General features: G+C 73.3%; 19 protein-coding genes and 1 riboswitch. Of the genes, 14 read left to right on the top strand and 5 right to left on the bottom strand.

Annotation, left to right across the window (positions count from 1 at the left end; all coding sequences use genetic code 11):
- Positions 1-15: 15 nt before the first annotated feature.
- Positions 16-981, bottom strand: a complete 966-nt coding sequence (locus tag Sm713_RS29110; RefSeq protein WP_249416765.1) for a LysR family transcriptional regulator — start codon at positions 979-981, stop codon at positions 16-18.
- Between the two features lie 207 nt (positions 982-1,188).
- Between Sm713_RS29110 and Sm713_RS29105 the strand changes: the two genes are divergently transcribed.
- The 9 genes from Sm713_RS29105 (at position 1,189) to Sm713_RS29065 (ending at position 11,141) form a co-directional block, all read left to right on the top strand.
- Positions 1,189-2,202, top strand: a complete 1,014-nt coding sequence (locus tag Sm713_RS29105) for a hydroxyacid dehydrogenase (RefSeq protein ID WP_212912981.1) — start codon at positions 1,189-1,191, stop codon at positions 2,200-2,202.
- 189 nt (positions 2,203-2,391) lie between these two features.
- Entirely contained in the window at positions 2,392-3,630 is a 1,239-nt protein-coding gene (locus Sm713_RS29100; protein WP_212912980.1) for a mandelate racemase/muconate lactonizing enzyme family protein, read from the top strand.
- A gap of 70 nt (positions 3,631-3,700) precedes the next feature.
- On the top strand, positions 3,701-5,107 hold the full coding sequence (locus tag Sm713_RS29095; protein WP_212912979.1) for a sugar ABC transporter substrate-binding protein: 1,407 nt from the start codon (positions 3,701-3,703) through the stop codon (positions 5,105-5,107).
- A 164-nt stretch (positions 5,108-5,271) separates the two neighbouring features.
- Positions 5,272-6,228 (top strand): carbohydrate ABC transporter permease, encoded by a 957-nt coding sequence (locus Sm713_RS29090; protein WP_212912978.1) that lies wholly within the window; start codon positions 5,272-5,274, stop codon positions 6,226-6,228.
- Complete coding sequence (locus tag Sm713_RS29085; RefSeq protein WP_212912977.1) at positions 6,218-7,129, top strand: carbohydrate ABC transporter permease; 912 nt, start codon at positions 6,218-6,220, stop codon at positions 7,127-7,129. The genes Sm713_RS29090 and Sm713_RS29085 overlap by 11 nt, the downstream gene beginning before the upstream one ends.
- A gap of 4 nt (positions 7,130-7,133) precedes the next feature.
- A complete protein-coding gene (locus Sm713_RS29080; protein WP_212912976.1) occupies positions 7,134-8,042 on the top strand; it encodes a sugar phosphate isomerase/epimerase in 909 nt (302 codons plus the stop codon).
- A gap of 305 nt (positions 8,043-8,347) precedes the next feature.
- Positions 8,348-8,785, top strand: a complete 438-nt coding sequence (locus tag Sm713_RS29075; RefSeq protein ID WP_212912975.1) for a hypothetical protein — start codon at positions 8,348-8,350, stop codon at positions 8,783-8,785.
- Positions 8,786-8,996: 211 nt separating this feature from the next.
- Positions 8,997-9,434: a potassium channel family protein gene (locus tag Sm713_RS29070; protein ID WP_212914928.1), complete on the top strand. Its 438-nt coding sequence runs from the start codon at positions 8,997-8,999 to the stop codon at positions 9,432-9,434.
- 300 nt (positions 9,435-9,734) lie between these two features.
- Positions 9,735-11,141 carry an aminotransferase class V-fold PLP-dependent enzyme gene (locus tag Sm713_RS29065; RefSeq protein ID WP_249416764.1) on the top strand — a complete coding sequence of 469 codons (1,407 nt, stop codon included), beginning with the start codon at positions 9,735-9,737 and terminating at the stop codon, positions 11,139-11,141.
- Between the two features lie 88 nt (positions 11,142-11,229).
- On the opposite strand, the gene Sm713_RS29060 is transcribed toward Sm713_RS29065, so the two are convergent.
- Positions 11,230-11,706 (bottom strand): hypothetical protein, encoded by a 477-nt coding sequence (locus Sm713_RS29060; protein WP_212912973.1) that lies wholly within the window; start codon positions 11,704-11,706, stop codon positions 11,230-11,232.
- 88 nt (positions 11,707-11,794) lie between these two features.
- Between Sm713_RS29060 and Sm713_RS29055 the strand changes: the two genes are divergently transcribed.
- Positions 11,795-12,457 carry an HAD family hydrolase gene (locus Sm713_RS29055; RefSeq protein WP_212912972.1) on the top strand — a complete coding sequence of 221 codons (663 nt, stop codon included), beginning with the start codon at positions 11,795-11,797 and terminating at the stop codon, positions 12,455-12,457.
- Here the strand turns inward: Sm713_RS29055 and Sm713_RS29050 are convergent.
- On the bottom strand, positions 12,438-13,667 hold the full coding sequence (locus Sm713_RS29050) for a helix-turn-helix transcriptional regulator (protein WP_212912971.1): 1,230 nt from the start codon (positions 13,665-13,667) through the stop codon (positions 12,438-12,440). The genes Sm713_RS29055 and Sm713_RS29050 overlap by 20 nt on opposite strands.
- 244 nt (positions 13,668-13,911) lie before the next feature.
- Here Sm713_RS29050 and Sm713_RS29045 point away from each other — a divergent pair, with 244 nt between their 5' ends.
- The 3 genes from Sm713_RS29045 to Sm713_RS29035 all read left to right on the top strand — a co-directional run bounded on the left by Sm713_RS29045 (position 13,912) and on the right by Sm713_RS29035 (position 16,766).
- Positions 13,912-14,295, top strand: a complete 384-nt coding sequence (locus Sm713_RS29045) for a DUF6415 family natural product biosynthesis protein (RefSeq protein WP_212912970.1) — start codon at positions 13,912-13,914, stop codon at positions 14,293-14,295.
- A gap of 181 nt (positions 14,296-14,476) precedes the next feature.
- Positions 14,477-15,592 carry a zinc-binding dehydrogenase gene (locus Sm713_RS29040; protein WP_212912969.1) on the top strand — a complete coding sequence of 372 codons (1,116 nt, stop codon included), beginning with the start codon at positions 14,477-14,479 and terminating at the stop codon, positions 15,590-15,592.
- Positions 15,593-15,659: 67 nt separating this feature from the next.
- The gene (locus tag Sm713_RS29035) at positions 15,660-16,766 is read left to right on the top strand and encodes a DUF4037 domain-containing protein (RefSeq protein ID WP_212912968.1); all 1,107 of its coding nucleotides are present in this window, start codon (positions 15,660-15,662) and stop codon (positions 16,764-16,766) included.
- 115 nt (positions 16,767-16,881) lie between these two features.
- Here Sm713_RS29035 and Sm713_RS29030 read toward each other — a convergent pair whose 3' ends face one another.
- Both Sm713_RS29030 and cobN read right to left on the bottom strand, forming a co-directional pair.
- Positions 16,882-17,304, bottom strand: coding sequence for a hypothetical protein (locus Sm713_RS29030; RefSeq protein ID WP_212912967.1), 423 nt, complete (start codon positions 17,302-17,304; stop codon positions 16,882-16,884).
- 162 nt (positions 17,305-17,466) lie between these two features.
- Positions 17,467-21,219, bottom strand: a complete 3,753-nt coding sequence (gene cobN, locus Sm713_RS29025; RefSeq protein ID WP_212912966.1) for a cobaltochelatase subunit CobN — start codon at positions 21,217-21,219, stop codon at positions 17,467-17,469.
- A gap of 30 nt (positions 21,220-21,249) precedes the next feature.
- A riboswitch (cobalamin riboswitch) is annotated at positions 21,250-21,397 on the bottom strand.
- Positions 21,398-21,634: 237 nt separating this feature from the next.
- Between cobN and Sm713_RS29020 the strand changes: the two genes are divergently transcribed.
- Positions 21,635-23,119, top strand: a complete 1,485-nt coding sequence (locus Sm713_RS29020; protein ID WP_249416763.1) for a M1 family metallopeptidase — start codon at positions 21,635-21,637, stop codon at positions 23,117-23,119.
- Positions 23,120-23,121 lie beyond the last annotated feature (2 nt).

Genomic DNA, 23,121 nt, shown 5'->3' with positions numbered 1-23,121 from the left:
GGCGTTACGAGCGATTTACGGTGCGGGGCGGACGGACGGCCACGGCGCGGGCTCGGGCCACCGCGGCACCGGTACCGGGTGCGCGGCCAATCTGTGGTCCGTGGCCGCCGACGCGCGCAGGGCCTCGGCGAGCCGGTGGAGCGCCGGGTTCGGGCTGTCCGGGCTCCAGCAGGCGTGCAGGGTGACCGAGTGCGCGTCGGAGGGGGCCAGTTCGCGGTAGCGGACGCCGTGGACGCCCATCGCGGTGATGGAGCGCGGCACGAGGGCGCAGCCCATACCGGCGCGGACCAGCGCCAGCATGGTGGGGACCTGCGAGGTCAACTGGCTGACGGCATAGCGGTCCACGCCGATCATGGCGGCGCAGATGTCGTGCAGGTACTGCGAGCCCTCGGGGCTGTAGCCGATGTACTCGTCGGTGACGTCGGCGAGCGGGACGGGCGCCGCGCCCTCGGCCAGCGGGTGGGCCGCCGGCACCGCGAGGACCAGTTCCTCGGAGTGCACCAGGACCGAGGCGTACGGCTCGGGGATGGGCGGGCGTACGAGGCCGAGGTCGAGCCTCAGGTCGGCCAGGGCGTCGAACTGGTCGGGGCTGACGAGTTCCGTCAACTCCACGGCGGCGTCCGGTATGTGCTCGGTGACGAGCGCGAGGACGTCGGCGAGCACCGCGTACGCGCCGATCGCGGTGAAGCCGATGCGCAGCGTGCCCGTCCTGCCGTCGGCGGCCCGGCGTGCGGCGAGCGGGGCGGCGTCGAGCAGGGCCAGGACGCGGCGGCAGTGCTCCAGGAAGACGCGGCCCGCTGCGGTGATCCGGGCGCCGCGGCCGGTACGTTCGAAGAGGGTCACGCCCAGGGACTTCTCCAGCGCCTGGATCTGGCGCGTCAGCGGCGGCTGCGTCATCGACAGCCGGGCGGCGGCGCGGCCGAAATGCTGCTCCTCCGCGACCGCGACGAAGCCGCGGAGCTGCTGCAAGGACGGGTTCATGCCGTCACGGTATCGGCTCATACGAAAACGGGCTTGGACGCGTATGACAGCACCTGGCTACGGTTTTCGAGCACCGTGGCACGGGCGTTCGGCCCGTGCTTTTCCGGCCAGGTGTTCTGGCTGGTCGTTCGGCCAGCCGTTCTGACCGGTCGTTCCGGCCAGTTGTCCCGGCCGGTCGTCCTCCGTCCCCCGTACCGAGGAGCGCACGTGTACCGACTCGCCGTCGCCATGACCCCCGAGCGTGCCGCCGATGTGATCGGGCCCGGCGCCAGGGAACTGATCGCGGACCGCTTCGAGACGGTGTGGGCCAAGGGCCCGGACGGTGCCGCGGGCGACGGGCCCGTGACCGCCGAGGACGTGGCCCGGATCGCCGCCGGAGCCGATGTGCTCCTGACCAGTTGGGGCACGCCCCACCTGGACTCCGCGCTCTGGGCGGACGGGTCCGGGCCGCGGGTCGTCGCGCACGCCGCCGGGTCCGTGAAGCGGCTCGTGGACCGGGAGATCCTCGACCAGGGCGTGGCCGTGTTCTCGGCGGCCGGGCGGATCGCCTGGTCCGTCGGCGAGTACTGCCTCGCGGCGATGCTCACGCTCAGCCGCCGGCTGCCCGGCCTCGACGCCGCGGTGCGCGGCGGGCGCTGGCGGAGCGACGGGCTGCGCGGCCACGAGCTGGCGGGGGCGCGCGTCGGCATCATCGGCGCCAGCTCCACGGCGCGTGCGCTGCTGACGCTGCTCGCGCCCTTCCAGTGCGACGTGGTCGTCTACGACCCCTACCTGAGCGCGGAGCGCGCGGCGGCCCTCGGGGTGCGGACCGGGAGTCTCAAGGAGGCGGTGAGCTGCCCGTTCGTCTCGCTGCACGTGCCGGATCTGCCCGAGACGCGGGGGATGGTGGGGCGTGAGCTGATCGCCGCCGTGCCGGACGGCGGCGTGGTCGTGAACTCGTCGCGCGGGCCCGCGCTCGATCAGGCCGCGCTGCTGGAGCAGGTGGTTGCCGGGCGGTTGTGTGCGGCGCTCGATGTCTTCGATCCGGAGCCGCCGGGGGAGTTCGGCGAGGACGTGCGCGGGTGCGCGAATCTTCTGCTGAGCCCTCATGTCGCCGGGGACACCCGTGAGGGGCATCTTGCCCTGGCCGGGCATGTGCTCGGGGACGTCGTCGGGTGGCTCGACCACGGGGTTCCGGGGGTGAGTTTCGTGGAGCCCGGCTCCTGGTCCACGGCCGCGTAGTTGCTTGGGGCCGGCTTCATGTGCGGGTTGCGTCCGGGCGCGCGTTTCATCGCCTTGAGGGCTCGTCCTCAATCGCCGGACGGGCTGGATTTGCTGGCCTGGGCCGCCAGCGCCCCGTCCGTTTGCTGACCTGGGCCGCCCAGGTACCCATTCCACCCACCCAGCCCGCGCACCCCCGAAAGGACCCCCATGTCACGCATCGCCGCCGTCGACGTTCTGCCCGTCGACGTTCCCTTCGCCCGGCGCTTCGTGCTGGGTAGTGGGGCGGTGGGGACGCCGGAGCGGGCCGGGACCGTGGTGTTCGTGAAGGTGACCACCGAGGACGGGGTGGTGGGGTGGGGGGAGCAGCGGGCGCTGCCGAGTTGGAGTTACGAGACCGCGGAGACCATCGCCGTGGTGATCGCCCGGCACCTGGCGCCGTTGCTCATCGGGCTGACGCCGTTCGACGTGGAGCTGTTCCACAGCAGGGCGGCGCGGGCGCTGAGTCCGGCGGTGTCGAACGGGTTCCCCTTCGCGCGGGCCGCCGTCGACATCGCCCTGCACGACGCCGCGGGCAAGCTCGCCGGGCTGCCGGTGCACGCGCTGCTCGGCGGGCGGACCAGGGACGAGATCCCGCTCTGCTCGGCGATCGGCGTGGGCAGCCCGGACGCGGTGCGCGAGCACGCCCGGGGCTCCGCCGCGTACCACGCGTACAAGGTGAAGGTCGGCGGCGATCCGGCCGCGGACAGCGCCTGTGTGCGGGCGGTCGCGGAGGTCGCGGACGGCAAGCCGCTGTGGCTCGACGCCAACCAGTCGTACCGTCCGGCCGCGCTGCGGCGGCTGGTGGACGCGGTGCGGGACGTGCCGGGGCTGCACTCGCTGGAGCAGCCGGTGCCGTCCACGGACACCCTGGCGATGCGCCGGCTGCGGCGCCTCGTCGACCTGCCCATCGCCGTCGACGAGGGCAGCTTCACCGCGCAGGACCTGGCGCGGGTGATCGCCCTGGACGCCGCCGACCTGGTGGTCGTCAAGATCTGCAAGTCGGGCGGGATACGCGCCGCCCTGAAGACCGCACAGGTGGCGCTCGCCGGCGGGCTGGAGCTGCTGGCCAGCGGGCTCACCGACTGCGGGGTCGGCTTCGCCGCCGCCCTGCACCTGTTCAGCCAGCTCGACCTGGCCCTGCCCGCGGAGCTGAACGGGCCCGAACTGCTCGCGGACCTGTACGTGGACGGCCTGGTCATCGAGGACGCGGTGGCCCGGGTGCCCACCGGGCCCGGACTCGGCGTCCAGGTCGACGAGGAGCGGCTGCGCGCCGAAGCGCACGACGCGCTCTCCGTGCGCGCGCCCCTGCCCTCCCCCGGCGCACCGCGCCACCCCGAGACGGCGGTCACCACCGCCGGCGACACGGCAGTCCCCATCGCCGATGACACGGCGGTGCCCCGCCGCTGACGACACGCCAGCGGTGCCCCCGCCGCTGCCACGAACCGCCGCCGACCGGCGACCCGAGGAGGAGACGACGATGTCTTCGACGCAACCGGCACGCCCCGCCTGGCTCTCCCCGCGCCCCGGGCGCCACTCCCCGGGCCTCGGGCGCCACTCCCCGGGCCCGTCTCCCGCCGGGCTCTCCCGGCGGGCCCTGCTCAGAGGCGGCGCCGCGGCCCTCGGCGCCGTGGCCGCGGGCGGTGCGCTCGGCGGCTGCTCGGCGGGCCCGCCGCCCGGCACGGCGACCTGGTCCATGTGGTCGAGCAGCCCCCAGGAGCAGGCGGTCTGGGACGACTTCGGGCGGTACGTGGAACGGCGGATGAAGGTGCGGTCGGTCTCCACGCTCACGCCGTCCGAGGGCTACCCGACCAAGCTCGACCTCCAGCTCGTGAGCGGCACCGCCAGCATCGTCACGGCCCTGAACGGCTGGCTGATCCCCACCTACGCCTCCCGCGGCGCGCACCGGCCGCTGGACGACCTCATCGCGGACGACCCCGACTTCGACCTGTCCGACTTCTACCCGGCCATCCGGTCCATCTCCTCGTTCGGCCACAAGACCTACGCCATCGGGTTCGACGTGGCGCCGACCGTCCTCTACTACAACCGCACCCTGCTGGAGAAGAACGGCATCGACCCGCCGTCCCCGACCGAGCCGATGAGCTGGGAGCACTTCAGCGAGCTGGCCGTCGAGCTGAGCCGGAAGCCGGACCAGTACGGCTTCACCTGCGCGCCCGCCATCGACGACCTGGTCTCCTGGATCTACTCGGCCGGCGGCAACGTCATGAACGAGGCGCAGGACGCGGGCGCGCTGCACGAGCCGGAGGCGCTGGAGGCGATCGGCTTCGTCGTCGACCTCTTCGTCAAGAAGAAGGCGGCACCGCCGATCAGCAACCTGGTCACCGAGGACGCCCTGGCCAACTTCCTCCAGGGCAACGTGGCGTTCATGCAGAACGGGCCCTGGCAGGTGGTCAACGTCCGCAAGGCGCCGTTCGAGTGGGACATCGTGCCGTTCCCCGCGGGGCCCGCCGGGAGCAGGCCGCGGGTGTCCGGCTCCTCCTTCGCCATCCCGTCCGGGGTCGGCGGCGACGAGCTCAAGCTGGCCTGGCGGCTGCTGAAGACGCTCACCAGCACCGGGGCGCTCAACATCTACGCACGCGCCGGCCGGAACAACCCCGCGCGCCGGTCCGCGGGCAGCGCGTTCACGCCGCCGCCCCGGAACCTCGGCATCGTGCAGGACATCCTCGCGGGGCGCCTCCCGCATGCCGGCGGCCACCCGTTCGACGTCACCACCAACTGGAACCGGGTCAGGCAACTGCTCGGGCAGGACCTGCCGCGGGCGTTCCTCGGCCAGGTGAGCGTGGCCGACGCGGTGGGCGGGCTCACGACCCGGCTCGACGTGCTGATGCGCCAGCACCAGGACGCTCTGCGCCAGGCCGGCGGCTGACACCCCCCCTGTTCACGGCCACCCCGGTCACCCCGGCCGCCCCGGCCACCCCGGCCGCGATTTCACAGCACCCGCACGCCGCCCCACCCCAGAACGGTCGGCCCCTAGCCGTTCCCCGTCCCCGCCCCCGTCCCACCCGTCCCCGACGTCCAAGGAGGGACGCCATGGCCCTCGAGGCCCACTCCGCCGCCCGCGGAGCCATCCCCCGTACCGCGAAACCGCCGCCGCACCCCGGCAGATGGCAGAGATGGAAGCGGTCCGAGGCGTTCGCGGCGTGGCTCTTCCTGCTGCCGAGCCTGGTCGGCTTCCTGGTCTTCACCGCGGGCCCGGTGCTCGCCGCCGCGGTGATCTCGCTGCTGGACTGGAACCTCTTCAGCCCGCCCTCCTTCGCGGGGCTCGGCAACTTCGCCCGGCTCGGCTCCGACCCGACGTTCTGGACCGCGCTCGGCAACACCGCGTACTTCACGTTCGTCAGCGTGCCGCTGACGCTGCTGGTCAGCCTCGGCACCGCGCTGCTGCTCAACCACGGACTCAGGCGGATGGCGATCTTCCGGTCGCTTCTGCTGCTGCCGTACGCGACGATCACCGTCGCCGTCGCGTTCGTGTGGATCTGGCTCTACATCCCGCACGACGGCCTGGTGAACTCCGTGCTCGGCCTCGTCGGCATCCACGGGCCCGCCTGGCTCGTGTCGGAGGGCTGGGCGATGCCCGCGCTCATCCTGATGAGCGTCTGGAAGAGCTTCGGCTTCGGCATGGTGATCTTCCTCGCGGGCCTCGCGGCCATCCCCCAGCAGCTCTACGAGGCGGCCCGGGTGGACGGCGCCACGCCCTGGCAGAGCTTCCGCAAGGTGACGCTGCCGCTGCTGTCGCCGTCGGTGTTCTTCACCGTCGTCACCTCGGTCATCGGCTCCTTCCAGGTCTTCGACCAGGCGCTGATCATGACCGACGGAGGGCCGGGAGCCCGGACGACGACGCTGGTCATGTACATCTACCAGACCGGTTTCGAGAACTACGACCAGGGCTATGCGGCCGCCCAGTCGCTGGTGCTGTTCGCGTTCGTCGCCGTCATCACCGGGTTGCAGTTCCTGGCCCAGCGGAGGCTGGTGCACTATGACGTCTGACCTCGCACGGGCCACCGGTCCCGCGTCCGCCCACGTTGCGCACCCCGCCTGGTCCGCGCTGCCCGGCGGCGCCCGGCTCTCCCCGCCGGCGGCCCGCCGGCTCCTGCTCTTCGCCTGCTTCCTGGTGACCGCCGTCAGCCTCACGCCGATCGTGATGATGGTGCTGGTGGCGTTCCAGTCCGACACGGAGTCGATGTCGGCGCGGCCCTCGTTCTGGCCGTCCCACTGGCACACCGAGAACATCGGCCGCGCCTTCGACCTGGTGCCGCTCGGCCGCTACCTGCTCAACACGGTGTTCTTCGCGGGCGGCACCACGCTCCTGGAGACCGTCACCGCCGCGCTCGCCGCGTACGCGTTCGCGCGCCTGCGGTTCCGGGGCCGGAGCGCCCTGTTCGGGATCTACCTGGCCACGCTCATGGTGCCCACCCAGGTCACCCTGATCCCACAGTTCATCCTCGTCGCGAAGGCGCACGGCGTGGACACCTGGCCGGGCATGATCCTGCCGCACGCGTTCACCGCGCTCGGCGTCTTCCTGCTGCGGCAGTTCTTCCTCGGCATCCCCCGCGACTACGAGGAGGCCGCCCGGCTGGACGGCGCGAACCGCTGGCAGGCCTTCACGCGCGTGATCGTCCCGCTGGCGCTGCCCGCCATCGCGACGCTCGCCGTCTTCAAGTTCATAGGCCAGTGGAACAACCTGCTCTGGCCGCTGGTGGTGTCCAACAGCGACGCCACCCGCACCGTCGCGGTCGGCCTCCAGGTCTTCCAGGACACCAACGGCACGCAGTGGAACCTGCTGCTGATGGCCGCGACCATCACCACCGTCCCGCTGATCGTGCTGTTCTTCCTGACCCAGCGCTGGTTCGTACGAGGCATCACCATGAGCGGACTCGGAGGCCGCTGAGCACATGACTGCAACCGACACTCCCGGCGCGCCCGGCACGCCCGCCGCCCCCGCGCCGTACGCCTGGTCCGTCTTCACCAAGCCGTGGGCCGAGCTGCCCGCCGACCGGCTCGGCCCGCTGGTGGCCTCGCTCGGCTTCACCGGCGCGGAGGTCCCCGTCCGGGACACCGCCCACGTCACGCCCTCCACCGCCGAGAAGCTGCTGCCCGCGTTCGCGAGCCGGCTGCGGGACGGCGGCGTGGACGTCGTCTCCGTGGCGGGCGACCTGTCCGAGCCGATGTTCGCGGCGTGCCGTGCCGCGGACGTCCCGATGATCCGGATCATGGCGCCGCTGGGCCCGGACGGCTACGCGGCGTCCGCCGCACGGGTCCGCGCGGAGCTGGAGGCGGCGGCGGCGCTCGCCGGCGCGTACGGGGTGCGGGTCGGCGTGCAGCCGCACCACGGCCGGTACGTCTCCTCGTCGCTCGGCGTGCTGGCCCTCCTCGACGGCCTGCCGGACGCGTTCCAGGTGGTGTGGGACGCCGCGCACGACGCCCTGGCGGGCGACGATCCCGGGGTGACGCTGCCGCTGGTGGCGGGGGCCGGGCGGCTGGGCCTGGTCAACCTGAAGAACGCGGTGTACGTGCGGGAGGAGCCGCGCTCCGGCGCTGAGGGGGCCCCGGGGCCGGCGGCTGGGACGGGGTCGCGGCCGGGGCCGGGGCCGGTCGGCGGGGGCTGGCGGACGTGGTTCGTGCAGGGCCCCGAGGGGCTCGCCGACTGGTCCGCGGCGCTCGGCGCGCTGCCCGCGCTCGGGTACGCCGGGCCGGTCTGCCTCACGGGCCAGTACTCGGATCCGTCGGTGCCGACGGAGGACCGGCTGCGGGCGGACCTGGCGGCGGCGCGGGTCGCGGCGGGGGAGGGGGCCGGGGCCTGAGGGTTGCGGGGGCCTGAGGGTTGCGGGGCCTGAGAGGGCGGCGGCGCAGGCGGCCGGCGGACCCCGGGCGGCCGGCCGGAGGGTGCCGGCCGGGGCCCCCGGGGCTCCGTTGGGGTGATCCCCGCGGCACGTCCCGGCCCTGCCCCGCCCCCACCCGCACCCGCCTGACCTGCGACGACAACCCGAACGTCACCCGTTTGGCGGAACTGCGGTGGTGAAGCTCCTAGGAGGCGCACACGCTCGAAATGAGCTAGGGCACGGGCCTCGGGGTCCGTGTCCCCCTCCGAGACATAGGGAGCTCTCTCATGGCACAGACAGCAGCGCCCCGTACGCCGCACCGTCCTCCGCCCACCGGACTGGCCGGCGGTCTGGCCCGGGGCGGCACGATCTTCGCGGGCATCCTGCTCTTCGTCGACGGCATGCTCGGCATCCTCAAGGGCATCGCCGGCATCATCACCAACAACGCGTTCGCGGGCGTGGGGAACTACGTCTACGCGTTCAACACGAACTCGTGGGGCTGGGTGCACCTCGGCATCGGCATCGTCGCGGCCCTGGCGGGCCTTGCCATCCTGGCCAGGGCGCCGATGGCGCGGCTCATCGGTATCGCGTTGGCGTCGCTGAGCCTCATCGCCAACTTCATCTGGCTCCCCTACCAGCCCGTCTGGGCGATCATCTCCGTCGCCATCGACATCTTCGTGATCTGGGCGCTGTGCACGGACCACAAGCGTGCGGCGATGGACTGACCCCGGCGGGGACGATCGGGGTCAGCCCGGCGGGGGTGGCCCGGGAGGTCCCTCCGCACACCCCGGCGGGGGCAGCCCCAGCGGCTCCCCCGCACACCCCGGCGGGGACGGCCCGTCAGGACCGGCCGGCCCCGCCACACCGGGCCCGGGCGGGCCCGCCCGGCTCGCGCCGGCGCGGGTGTACGCGGTGGGACTCCTGCTGGTCGTCGCCATGGTGGTGGCGTACTGGCTGCTTCCGCTGGACGGCCTCGGCCCCCGCCACCCGGGACTGAGCTGGACGGTCTTCGTCGCCGGCCTCGCCGTCGTCGCCGTGCTGCTGGTCTGGGAGATCCTGGCGGTGCTCACGGAACGCCCGGAGAGCAGGCCCGGCCTGGTCATCCCGCTCCTGGTCTGCCTCACCACACTGATCTTCGCGACCACGTACTTCGCCCTGGCGAAGCAGCCGGGCGAGCTGCGCGGCCTGCACACCCGGCTGGACGCGCTGTACTTCACGCTGGTGACGCTGTCGACCATCGGCTACGGCGACATCGCGCCCATCGGCCAGTCGGCCCGCCTGGTCGCGGTGATCCAGATCCTCTACACGTTCGTGTTCCTGACGGCGTCGACGACGGCGCTGTCCCGGTACGTGAAGGCGCGGTTCGGGGCGTAGCCCGGCGAGGCGGCCCGGCCCGGCGAGGGCGACGGGGCCGCGGGGCCGGGGCAACGGGGCCCGCGAGGCGTCGTGGGGGCACTGCGCCGTCCCACGCGCCGCGCACGCCGCCTACGCTGTGCAGGCGCTCCGGCCGGCGAGCCGGACGACAGCTCGGCACCCCGTCCCACCCCTCCGGCTCCCTCCCATTCCCTCCCACCCCCGGATCGCCAGATGTCCTCCTCCGCCTCGTCCGCCTCCTCCGCCTCCTCCGCCTCGTCCGCCTCGTCCGCCTCCCCCCTGGAACCCGACCGTGCCGCGATGACCGACATGGGAAGGGCCGTCCTCGACCGGATCATCGAGCGCACCGAGCAGCTCGCGCTCCGGCCCGCGAGCCATCCGCTGCCGCCGGAGGCCACGAGCGAGCTGGTGGAGTCCTTCCTCGCGCCGCCGCCCGCCCGGGGCGGTGACCTGAAGGCGCTGCTGGAGCGGCTGGACGATGCCGCGGACTGCGCCCTGGAGAGCGCCGGGCCCGGCTCTCTCGCGTACATACCGGGCAGCGGGCTGTTCAGCTCCGCGCTCGCCGAGTTCTACAACCGCGCCACCAACCGCTACGGCGGCGTGGCCATGGCCGCCCCTGTGCTCGCCGCGCTGGAGGAGAGCGTGATCCGCTGGATCGCGGAGGACGTGTGCGGGCTGCCCGCGGGCAGCGGCGGCCTGCTGACCAGCGGCGGTTCCATGGCCGCCTTCTCCGCGACCGTCGCCGCCCGCCACGACCGCCTCGGCGAGGACCTCGCCACGGGCACCGTCTACACCACCGCCTTCGCCCACCACTCCGTCGCCAAGGCCGCCCGCCTCGCCGGCATCCGCGCCGCGCACGTGCGGCTCGTGCCGCACACCCCGGACCTGCGGATGGACGCCGCGGCGGCGGCCGAGGCGATCCGTGCCGACCGTGCTGCCGGACTGCGGCCGTTCCTGCTGGTGGCCACGGCGGGCACCACCGACACCGGCACCGTCGACCCCCTCCCGGAACTCGCCGATCTGGCGCGCCGCGAGGACCTGTGGTTCCACATCGACGCCGCCTACGGCGGCTTCTTCCGCCTCACCGCGCGCGGCCGGGAGCGCCTCGCCGGCTTCGAGCACGCCGACTCCATCACCCTGGACCCCCACAAGACCCTGTTCATGCCCTTCGGCACGGGTGCTCTCGTGGTCCGCGACATCGAGGTACTGCACGCCGCGCACGGCGGCACGGGCAACTACCTCCAGGACGTGAACGACGGCGGCAGCGTGCCCGACTCCGCGCACCTCGGCCCCGAACTGACCCACGAGATACGCGGCCTGCGCGCCTGGCTCCCCCTCCACCTGCACGGCACGGACGCCTTCCGCGAGTCCCTGGACGAGAAACTCGACCTCGCCGAGCACGCGCACGCCGTCCTGTCCGCCATCCCCGAACTGGAGGTCCCGGCACACCCGGACCTCTCCACGGTGATCTTCCGGATCCGCCCGGCGGACGGCACCCGGGCCGCCGCCGACCGCGCCGACGAGGCGAGCCGGCGCCTGCTGGAACGGATCAACGCCCACCGCCGGATCGTGCTCTCCAGCACGGTCGTAGAGGGCCGCCACACGTTGCGCGTGTGCATCGTGTCCCACCGGACGCACCGCGACCGCATCGACGAGGCACTGGAGATCATCGCCACGGAGACGGCCGGGGTCGCCTCGGGCGAGTAGGGGGCCTCGCCCCCATCCGCGCGGTACCCCGGCTGCGGCCCGGCTCCCCCGGGAGATGGCTGGACGCTGCCTTCAACGGGCGCTCGGCTCAGTCCCGAGTGGCCCCCTCCGGCCACACCACCCGCACCGGCACGTCCGCGCCTCGCGCGTAAGCCACCACGTCGGCCGTGCCGCCGTAGCCGCGCGCCGGGAGGCCGTCCCAGACGGCGACGAGTTCGTCCGCCAGGCCCACCAGCATCTCGCTGCCGGCCTGGTGGGCCTTGGAGGTGGACTCCTTCATCCCGGTCGAATGGACCTCGGCGGCACGCCGCAGCAACTCGTCATACAGGGCGTGGTGCTCCTCGGGCAGCCCTTCGCGGTACTCCATGGCCGGGATGACCACCTCGACCCGCCCGCCGTGGGCGAGCACGGCCTCGACGAACCAGGCGTCCGGACCGTCCGCGATGCAGGAGACTCCGACGAGTTCCCCGGGGTCGTGGCCCTGTACCACCTCGGCCAGGGCGACCCGAACCGCCTCTTCGCTGCTGGGAGGCATACCTCGGTGGCCGGTGATGCCCAGTCGCATGGTTTTCCTTCCGGTTGTCGTTACAGGCGGACGCCCGTCGAAGCCAGCCGAAGGCCAGGACACAAACCAGGCCGTTATCCTCACCAGCATGATTCGTGCCGTGGTCTTCGATGTCGGAGAGTGCCTCGTCGACGAGACGCGCGAGTACGGGACGTGGGCCGACTGGCTCGGAGTTCCCCGGCACACCTTTCACGCGATGTTCGGCGCCGTCATCGCCCAGGGACGCGATTACCGCGAGACGTTCCAGCACTTCCGTCCTGGATTCGACCTGGCCGAGCAGCGAGCGGCGCGCGCGGAGGCCGGGCAGCCCGAGACGTTCGACGAGCGCGACCTCTACTCGGACGTGCGTCCGGCCCTCACCCGGCTGCGCGCCGCGGGGCTGTGGCTCGGCATCGCCGGCAACCAGACGGTGCGTGCCGGCGGCATCCTGCGGAAGTTGTTCAGCGACGACGTGGACCTCATCGCCACGTCGGACGACTGGGGTGCCTCGAAGCCGGAAGCCCTGTTCTTCGAGCGCGTCGCCGCCGCGGTCCCGGGCACCGCCCAGGAGACCCTGTATGTGGGCGACCGGCTCGACAACGACATCGCCCCGGCGCGGACTGCGGGAATGGGGACCGCGTTGATCCGGCGCGGCCCGTGGGCGACGATCCAGTGGGAGCGCGAGGACGCGCAGACCTTGCCGACACTGCGGATCGAGAGCCTCGGCGAACTCCCCGCCCGGATCGCGGAACTCAACGGGCAAGCGCGCTGACCGTCGTCCGCCATCCGTACAAATGGTCGTCCAGTTCACGGACGGACGGCTCGTGCTGATGCGGGCCGAGCGCCCGTCGGACCTCACGCACCCGTTGCATACCGGTCGCGTACCAGGTCCGTTCGAGCTGGTCGAGCGCCTGCACCGCGTAGCCACAGGCCTCGTCCGGGCGGCCGTCGGCCACCTCCGTGGCGGCAAGGTCCCCCAGGATGACGGACCGCTGCTTCTCCTCCTCCGGTGGCAGGGTGTCCAGCGCGCCGAGCAGAGTCTCACGCGCCTGCGGAAGATGCCCCGCCTGCAACTGTGTATTGCCTTTGAAGGCAGCGAGTCTGACCGGCGAGAACCAGTCCATCCACTCGGGGGAAGGGATGTGCTCGCCATCCCGGGTGAGCAGGTCCTCGGCGTGCCGGATCAGATGCAGAGCGATCCGAACGTTCCCGCATCGCGTCTCGCACTCCGCCTCCACCGCGTCGAGCCACGCCAGGAATTCCAACGGCGCGTCAGCGCGCCTTGCGTAGGTGCGGGCAGCGACCATACGCTCGACCGCCTCGTCCCTGCGGCCGTCCCAACCGGGTATGAAGGCCGTGTGCGCGAGCACCGCGGCGCCGAGCAGCGCGTCATCCGCCTCGCCGGCAGCTTGCAGGGCGCGTAGCAGGGTCTCTCCGGCACGGTGCGGATCCTGCATGTCGAAGAACTCGATACGCCCCGCCAGCAGGTAGGACTCGGCAACCGCCGCCGCAACCGACTGGCGAACGGCCCCTGTCGTTTCGGACAGGACCCCGCATCCGAGTGCTGCGTGCGCGACGACCGCCGGGTGGAGTGTCGCCGGTGCCACGCTCCAGTAGAGACGCCTGTGTGAGCGCGCTACCGCCTGAAAGTCCTGTGCCACGGTGGCGGGTTGCTGTGCCGCATGGGTTCGGGAGGGCACCGCCACAAGGCCGACCGCCGCCGCCGTACCCGTGACGAGCGCGCGTCGCACCTGGTCAGGAGCGCCATCCGGGTGGCCGAACCCGAGTACTTCCATGTCCTGGCCGAGCACCCGCACCAGACGTTTTTGAATCTCCGGCTGCGGCCACGGCGGATTGGCCGACTCCCATCGGCGCACCTGCCGGACCCCCACGCCCAGGGCGTCGGCGAGGGCCTGCTGGGAACGGTAACCGGCGGCGATGCGGGCGGACCTGAGATGCGTGTTACTGCCGGGGCGGGACACAGGGAACCTCCATGCGAAGCCTGGAGGTTCCCTGTGTCACAGCGAAGTCCTGCCGACTCCGCGGAAAGACCCGATCGAGGGATCAGAAGTCCTTATTCAGACCGCTAGAAGACCCATATAAGTCCTTTCAACCGGACCGCAACAGGGCCAGCCTTGTCCTCACATCGCCCGTCCAACGCCGCGAACCGGCACACCACCGCACAGCCGGGTGTGCGACCCCGAAACGCGGCCTCAGGAGTTCAACGTGACCCAAGTCGGTGCCCGGTCCCGCCACCCCGATCCGCTGGACATCGAGTCGATGCGCGCGACGGCGGGCAAGCTTTCCGCCGGTGACGTGCCGTTCCCTCGATTCGACGATCTCGACGACTGGCTTCTGCTGCTGCGCGGCCACCTGACCCTCCTCGTTCCGGAGGTGGAGGGAATGGCGCGGGCGCTGCCCGAGGAACATGCCTCCCGCGTGGCCGCGCTGACCGCCGTCGCGAACACGCGCGTCCGCCTTGCCGCTTCGCCGGGGCCGGGACTGGTATCCGCAACGCGGCACGCCCGGGAACTCGCCGAGTACCTGGACGCCCTGTGCGACCACCACACCGTCTTGACCGCCGAAAACGCAACGGAGAACCGCACGTGAGCCTCATGTTCTGCGTCCGCTGCGACCGACCCATCCGGCAGGGCGAGCCCTACGACACCCACGTTCACCACGGCGCGACCGGCGCCGGGACGACCAACTACTCGCACAAGCGGTGCCCGGCACCGGACCAGTCCGGGTCGGCACCGTGTGCCCGCCGGCAGGCGGCTGCGACCATGGATCCATGAGTGCCGAAGAGCGTGTCATGGGGCGGGCCGTCGTACTGGACGAGGTGGGGCAGCCCACCGTGCTGCGGGAGTTCCCGGTGCCCGAGGCGCCGCCCGGGGGTGCCGTGGTGGCCCCCGGGTACGGCGGGGTGTGCGGGACCGATCTGCATCTGCAGCAGGGGCACCTGCCCGTGCCCACCCCGCTCGTGCTCGGCCACGAGGGACTGGGCACCGTGCGCGAGCTGGGGTTCGGGCTGACGCACGACGCGACGGGCGCGCGGCTGAGCGAGGGCGACGCGGTGATGTGGGCGTCGTCGATCGCGTGCGGCGAGTGCCCGCCGTGCCGGCTGCACCGCGAGCCGACGCTCTGCGAGAACCGCCGCACCTACGGCGTCAACCGCTCGATCGCCGACGGCCCCGCCCTCTCCGGCTCCTGGGCCGACCACATCGTGCTGCAAGGCGGAACGACACTGGTCCGCGCCCCCGGCGACGTGCCGCCGCTCGCCGCGATGGCGCTGGCCTGCGCGGGGCCCACCGTCGTGCACGCCCTGTACGAGCGGCGCCCGGTGCGGCTGGGGGAGACCGTGGTGGTGCAGGGCAGCGGTCCTGTGGGGCTGGCCGCCGCGGCGTGCGCGCAGCTCTCCGGCGCGGGGCGGGTGATCATCGTCGGCGGCCCGGCCCAGCGGCTCCGGGTCGCCGCCGCGGCCGGCATCGGCGACGTCCACCTGAACATCGTCGATGACAACGACCCCGACGCCGTCCTCGCCGAGGCGCGCGCGGCCACCGGGGGCGCCGGCGCCGACCTGGTGATCGAGTGCGCGGGCGTCCCGGCGGCCGTCGCCCAGGGGATCACGCTGGCCAGGCGCGGCGGCGCGTACCTGGTGATCGGCCAGTACACCGACGCCGGCGACACCGTGCTCAACCCGCACCAGATCGTCCACCGCCAGCTCGACGTGATCGGCTCCTGGGCCTTCTCCGGCGCGCACCTGGTGGAGTACGTACGGCTCCTGCCCGCGCTCACCGCCCGCTTCGACCTCGCCGGCCTGGTCACGGCGTTCCCGCTGGCCGAGCACGCCCGCGCGCTGGCGGCGGTCGCGGACGGGTCGGTGATGAAGGCGGTGCTGACGAGCTGAGCCGCGGGGCCGGCGGCGCACCGAAAACGCGTGGTCCCCGGCCACCCGGCTCGGGCACCCTGCCCGCATGACGGACACTCCCCGGCCCGCGCGGCCGGCGTTCCTCCCCGGGCTCGAACTCTCCCGCGCCTTCTACGCCGAGGCCGTCCGCCCGCTGCTGGACGAGGCCGTGCCGGGGCTCGTGCACTCGGCGGCGCGGCTCGGCACCGGGTCCGACGTGCTGGGCTTCGACACGGAGCGGTCGGCGGACCACGACTGGGGGCCGCGGCTGCAGGTCTTCCTCCGTCCACAGGATGTGGACGCGCACGGGGCGCGGCTGTCGGCGGTGCTCTCCGAGCGGCTGCCGAAGACGATCCGCGGCTATCCGACGCACTTCGGCGCCACCGAGGAGGCGCATGTCCGGGTCATGCGGATGACGGACGGGCCCGTCCAGCACCGGGTGGACATCGTCTCCCCCGGCGACTGGCTCACCGGCGCGCTCGGCTTCGACCCGCGCGAGCCGATCGGCCTGGCGGAGTGGCTGACCACGCCCGCCCAGCGGCTCGCCGAGGTGACGGGCGGGGCGGTGTTCCACGACGGGCTCGGCGAGCTGGAGCCTGCGCGTGCCGCGCTCGCCTGGTATCCCGAGGACGTCTGGCGGTACCTGCTGGCCTGCCAGTGGCAGCGGATAGCGCAGGAGGAGGCGTTCGTCGGCCGGTGCGGCGAGGTCGGCGACGAGCTCGGCTCGGCCGTCGTCGCGGCCCGGCTGGTCCGCGACCTGATGCGGCTCTGCCTGCTGATGGACCGCCGCTACCCGCCCTACGGCAAGTGGCTGGGCAGCGCCTTCGCCCGCACCGCCGCCGCGCCCCGGCTCACCGCCGACCTGACGGCCGTGCTCGCCGCCGCCGAGTGGCAGGCGCGGGAGGCGCACCTGTGCCGGGCCTACGAGACGGTGGCCCGCGCGCACAACGCGCTCGGGCTCACCGCACCGCTCGACCCCGCCGTCCGCCCCTTCCACGACCGGCCGTTCCAGGTACTGGACGCGGGACGGTTCCGGGCGGCGCTGGCGGACGGCATCGTGGACCCGGCCGTGCGCCGGCTGCCCGCCACCGGGGGCGTCGAGCAGTTCGTGGACGGCACCGACGCCCTCGGCTCGGACGACGTCCGGTCGGCTCTCCGCGTCCTCTTCGAGTGAGGGGGCCGGGCAGCAGTGAGGGGGCCGGTCCCGGCTGCGGGAGTCGGTCCCGGGTGACGGGTTGCCGGTCCCGGGTGCGGGTTGCCGGTCCCGGGTGCGGGTGTCGGTCCCGGGGTCAGAACCCGCGGAAGACGCCGTCCTCCTCCGCGGCGTCGACGAACTCGCTCCAGTCCATGTTGGCCAGGGAGATGTTGTTCTCGATCGACCACAGCTCCTCGGCTATGACGCGCAGCTCGCCGTGATCCCCCTCCCCTTCGTCCTCGTCCCAGTACCGCAGCACGGTGAGCAGCGGCATCCCCGGCGCCGTGAGGGCGGTCCTGTCGGCGACGATCAGCAGGCGCTTGTCGGGCGCCAGCGCGAGGAGCTGCTCCGCGGTCAGGTCGCCGTGGTCGGGATCGTCCACGACGTGGACGTACGCGAGGAAGTCGTCCTCGCTCGGCGTCTCGACCGCCGTCCGCAGCGCCTGCCAGGCCGCCTCGTCGGAGAAGTCGGTGCGGATCAGCAGGGTTTCGTCCGTCTGCGGCAAGCTCTTCAACACGATCTCTCCCTCAGTGCGCACGGCGACTCAACGGGCCGGCCCGCGCCGGCCCGTCGCACCATCTGAGAGGGAAGGTATCCGCCGGGTCGGACAGTCCGGCTCAGGCAGCCCAGCTCGGAGCCCGGCTCGGGCAGTCGCCCAAGCCCTCCGCGCTCACCCGTCCTACGAGCCCCCGGCCCCCTCCGCGTCCTCCGTGCCCTCCTCCAGTGACGCCTCCGCCTCCAGGAACGCCTCCCGGAGGGCCGCGAGGACCGCCGGGTCCGGCTTGGACCACATGCCGCGGGACTCTGCCTCCAGGAGGCGTTCCGCGATGCCGTGCAGGGCCCAGGGGTTGGCGTCCTGGAGGAACGCGCGGTTCTCCGGGTCCAGGACGTACGTCTCGGTGAGCTTGTCGTACATCCAGTCGGCGACCACGCCCGTCGTCGCGTCGTAGCCGAAGAGGTAGTCGACGGTGGCGGCCAGCTCGAAGGCGCCCTTGTAGCCGTGCCGGCGCATCGCCTCGATCCACTTCGGGTTGACCACCCGGGCGCGGAATACCCGCGAGGTCTCCTCGGTGAGGGTGCGGGTGCGCACCGTCTCGGGGCGGGTGGAGTCGCCGATGTACGCCTCGGGGGCGTCGCCGGTGAGCGCGCGGACGGCGGCGACCATGCCGCCGTGGTACTGGAAGTAGTCGTCGGAGTCGGCGATGTCGTGCTCGCGGGTGTCGGTGTTCTTCGCGGCCACCGCGATCCGCCGGTACGCCGACTCCATCTCGGTGCGCGCCGGGCGCCCTTCGAGCCCGCGGCCGTACGCGTAGCCGCCCCACACGGTGTAGACCTCGGCGAGGTCCGCGTCCGTGCGCCAGTCGCGGGAGTCGATGAGCTGGAGCAGGCCCGCGCCGTACGTGCCGGGGCGGGAGCCGAAGATGCGGGTGGTGGCGCGCCGTTCGTCGACGCCTGCCGCCAGGTCGGCGCGGGTGTGGGCGCGCACGTGGTTCTGCTCGTCCGGCTCGTCGAGGGAGGCCGCCAGCCGTACCGCGTCGTCGAGGACGGCGACGGTGCCCGGGAACGCGTCCCGGAAGAAGCCCGAGATGCGCAGGGTGACGTCGATGCGGGGGCGGCCGAGGTCGGCGAGCGGCACCGGCTCCAGGCCGGTGACCCGCCGCGACGCGTCGTCCCACACCGGGCGCACCCCGAGCAGCGCCAGCGCCTCCGCGACGTCGTCGCCCGCGGTGCGCATCGCGCTGGTGCCCCAGAGCGACAGGCCCACCGACGTCGGCCAGGCGCCGCCGTGGTCGGCGCGGTAGCGCTCCAGGAGGGAGTCCGCGAGGGCCTGGCCGGTCTCCCACGCGAGGCGGGACGGGACCGCCTTCGGGTCGACGGAGTAGAAGTTGCGGCCCGTCGGGAGCACGTTCACCAGGCCGCGCAGCGGCGAGCCTGAGGGGCCCGCGGGCACGAAGCCGCCGTTCAGGGCGTGCAGGGTGCGGTCCAGTTCGTCGGTGGTGGCGGCGAGCCGGGGCACCACCTCGCGGGCCGCGAAGAGCAGGATGCCCGCGACGGCCGCCGGTTGGCCCGCGGACACCCCGGGGACGGCCGCCTCGTCCCAGCCCGCGTCCTCCATCGCCTGGACGAGCGCGCGGGCACGCTCCTCGGCGGCGTCGGCCGCGCCGCGGGTCGCCGCGGACTCGTCGAGGCCGAGCGCCTCCCGCAGGCCGACAAGTGCCTCGCTGCCGCCCCAGATCTGCCGGGCCCGCAGGATCGCGAGCACCAGGTTGACCCGGTCGGCGCCGGCCGGCGGCGCGCCCAGCACGTGCAGGCCGTCGCGGATCTGCGCGTCCTTGATCTCGCAGAGCCAGCCGTCCACGTGCAGGATCAGGTCGTCGAAGCCCTCGTCGTCCGGGCGGTCCACGAGGCCCAGGTCGTGGTCGAGGCGGGCGGCCTGGATCAGGGTCCATATCTGGGCGCGGATCGCGGGCAGCTTCGCCGGGTCCATCGCGGCGATCTGCGCGTGCTCGTCGAGGAGCTGTTCCAGGCGGGCGATGTCGCCGTAGGAGTCCGCGCGGGCCATCGGCGGCACGAGGTGGTCGACGAGGGTGGCGTGCGCGCGGCGCTTGGCCTGGGTGCCCTCGCCCGGGTCGTTCACCAGGAACGGGTAGACGAGCGGCAGGTCGCCGAGCGCGGCGTCCGGCGCGCACGCCGCGGACAGGCCCGCGTTCTTGCCGGGCAGCCACTCCAGGTTGCCGTGCTTGCCCAGGTGGATCACGGCGTCGGCGCCGAAGCCGCCGTCCGCGGCGCGCGCTCCGAGCCACCGGTAGGCGGCCAGGTAGTGGTGCGAGGGCGGCAGGTCGGGGTCGTGGTAGATCGCGATGGGGTTCTCGCCGAAGCCGCGGGGCGGCTGGATCAGGATGAGGACGTTGCCGTGCCGCAGTGCGGCCAGCACGATGTCCCCGGCGCCGTCCGCGCCGTCCGCCCCGGCCCGGCTGCGGTCGACGAACATCTCCCCCGGCGGCGGCCCCCAGTGCCGCTCCACCGCGCCGCGCAGCTCCTCGGGGAGCGTGGCGTACCAGCGCCGGTAGTCGGCGGCCGGGATGCGGACGGGGTTGCGGGCCAGCTGCTCCTCCGTCAGCCAGTCCTGGTCGTGGCCGCCCGCGTCGATCAGTGCCCGGATCAGCTCGTCTCCGTCGCCGGAGGCGAGCCCCGGCACGGCGGGGGCGCCCGTCTCTGGGTCCGGCTCGCCGAGATCGTACCCGTCCTCCACCAGCCTGCGCAGCAGCGCGACCGCGGAGGCCGGGGTGTCGAGGCCGACGGCGTTGCCGATCCGGGAGTGCTTCGTCGGGTACGCCGACAGGACCAGCGCGAGGCGCTTGTCCGCCGCCGGGATGTGCGCGAGGCGCGCGTGCCGCACGGCGATCCCGGCGACCCGCGCGGCGCGCTCCGGGTCGGCGACGTACGACGGCAGCCCGTCCTCGTCGATCTCCTTGAACGAGAACGGCACCGTGATCAGCCGCCCGTCGAACTCGGGCACCGCGATCTGGCTCGCCGCGTCGAGCGGGGAGACCCCTTCGTCGTTCTCCTCCCACGCTTCCCGCGGGCTCGTCAGGCAGAGCGCCTGGAGGACCGGCACGTCAAGACCGGCCAGCGCGCCCGCGTCCCACGCGTCATCGTCCCCTCCCGCCTGCGCCTCGGCGGGCCTGCTGCCGCCGGCGGCGAGCACGGTCGTGACGATGGCGTCGGCGGCTCGCAGCTCGTCGATGAGCTCCGGTTCCGGGGAGCGCAGGGAGGCGACGTAACGGGGGAGGGGGCGGGCGCCGGCGTCCTCGATCGCGGTGCACAGCGCCTCGACGAAGGCGGTGTTGCCGCTCATGTGGTGGGCGCGGTAGTAGAGGACGGCGACGGTGGGGGCGGGGGCCGCTCCGGTTCCGGTCGACGGGGCGGTTCCGGTCGCCGGGGTGCCGGGGGTGCGGGGCGTGCGCTCCAGCGGGCCCCAGGTGGGGGCGGGCGCGGGCGGTTCGAAGCCGTGGCCGGTGAGCAGGACGGTGTCGGAGAGGAACCGGGCCAGCTGCTCCAGGTTGCCCGGGCCGCCGTGCGCGAGGTAGGCGTGCGCCTCGGCCGCGATGCCGATGGGAACCGTGGAGGCGGCCATGAGCTGGGCGTCCGGGGCCTGCTCGCCGGTGAGGACGACGACGGGGAGCCGGCGGACGGCGTCCCCCTCCGCGCCGGAGTCCGCGCCGCCCGCGCCGAGGAGCAGGTCGAGCCCGTCCTGCCAGGCGCGGATGCCGCCGAGGAGGCGGACGACCACGAGGTCGGCGCCGTCCAGGAGGGCGGGCAGGTCACCGAGGGGCAGCCGGGTCGGGTTCGCGTACCGGTACGGGACGGGGCCGGCGGCGGCGCGGGCGCTGAGCAGGTCCGTGTCGGAGGTCGACAGCAGCAGGATCATGCGGGGCCTTCCTCGGGGTGTCCACGCCCCGGGTGGTCGTGAGGACGGCGGGAGTTCCTGACTCACCCGGCCCGGGGTCACCCCGGACCGCGCTCACAGTGGCGGGACCGCGCCGGATTCACACCGGCTTCCTCCCTCGGACCCTCATCAAGGGCCCGCGCCGTCTCGGTCACCCGAATGGTACGGGGCGCCGGGGCACCTGCGGTGGGCTCTTCCCGGCCCGCACCCTCACCGCCGTACTCGCGACCCTGCGGCCGGGTCCGTCGCGCGGCCTCTTCGTCCCGCCCTTACCGGGGCCGAACAGCATGCTGACAGCTCGCTGACATGGAGGCGCCATTGTCGTGCGCGACCGCTCTGACCACGAGAAGGGCCCCGTATGAAGTCTGGTCGAACGCCACCGCCGGGGAGGACGACCGTGCCTGGGATCCGCCGGGCCGACCCCGCCTGCCGGACCGACCGCGCCCGCCGCGCCCGCGGTGCCCGCCGTGCCCGCGGCCTCGGCATCGCCGCCGTTCCGCTGGCCGCGGTCGGCGCCCTCCTGCTGGGGGGCGTGCCCGCCGCGGCGGTCATCGGGGGCCCTGGCGCCGGTGATCCGTACTTCCCCGACGACGGCAACTCCGGTTACGACGTGACGCACTACGACGTCCGTCTCGGCTACGACCCCGCACACCCCGGCCACCTGGACGGCGACACGACCGTCTCGGCGCTGGCCACCGACGACCTGGACCGTTTCGACCTCGACCTCAAGGGCTTGAAGGTCGCCGAGGTCCTCGTCGACGGGCACCCGGCGCGGGCGGTGGAGCGCGCGGGCGACCACGAGCTGGTCGTCACGCCCTCCGGGCGGCTGCGCCGCGGCCAGGAGTTCACCGTCCGCGTCCGCTACTCCGGCAAGCCCGACGCCGAGGGCTGGCATACCCTTCAGGACGGCGGCGCCGACGCGCTGGGCGAGCCGCACGGGGCGAGTTCGTGGTTCCCGGGCAACGACCACCCCTCCGACAAGGCGACCTTCGCCCTGACCGCCACCGTCCCCACGGGCTGGACGGCGATCGGCAACGGCAGGCCGGGGCCGACCACGGTCGACGGCGGGCTCACCACGTACCGGTGGTCCGAGGACCGGCCCATGGCCACGTACCTCGCGACGGTCGCGATCGACAGGTTCACGGTCCAGAGGTACTCGCTGGCCGACGGGACACCCGTCGTCGACGCCTACAGCCCGGGCGCGCTCGTCGATCCCGGGACGCCGAAGCTACAGGCCGAGGTGATCTCCTTCCTCTCCTCGGAGTTCGGGCCCTACCCCTTCGACTCCGCCGGCGGCATCGTGGTCAGCGGCCTCAGCGATCCGAACGCGCCGATAGACCTGGAGACGCAGGGCCGGCCCACCTACAGCGGCGGCATGTTCGACGCCTCGATGGCCCACGAGATCACCCACCAGTGGTTCGGCGACAGCGTCTCGTTCAGTGACTGGCGCGACGGGTGCATCGCCGAGTGCGTGGCGCAGTACGCGAACCAGCTCTGGAACGAGCACGAGGGGATGGATCTCGACGCCGACTTCTACGAGGCCGTCCTCAAGGACAACCTCGACGATCCGTCCTTCTGGAACGTCCCGCTCTACGACGCCGGTGCGGGCCACGAGTTGGATCCTGCCCTCTACGACAAGGGCTCGCTGATGATGCACGCGCTGCGGCGCACCGTGGGCGATGCGGATTTCTTCGCGACCCTCAAGGGCTGGACCTCCCGGTACCGCTACGGCAACGCGTCCTGGCCCGATTTCGAACGGCTCGCGTCCGAGGTGTCCGGCACGGACCTCGGCGGGTTCTTCGCGGCGTGGGCGCATGGCACGACGGTGCCGCCCGACACGTACCTGTACCCGGGAAGCCTCGCTGAGTTCCGGACCCCCTAGGT

This window comes from Streptomyces sp. TS71-3 (assembly GCF_018327685.1).
Classification (GTDB): domain Bacteria; phylum Actinomycetota; class Actinomycetes; order Streptomycetales; family Streptomycetaceae; genus Streptomyces.
The sequence above is the reverse complement of the archived record's forward strand: the minus strand, read 5'-3'. Positions and strand labels throughout refer to the sequence as shown.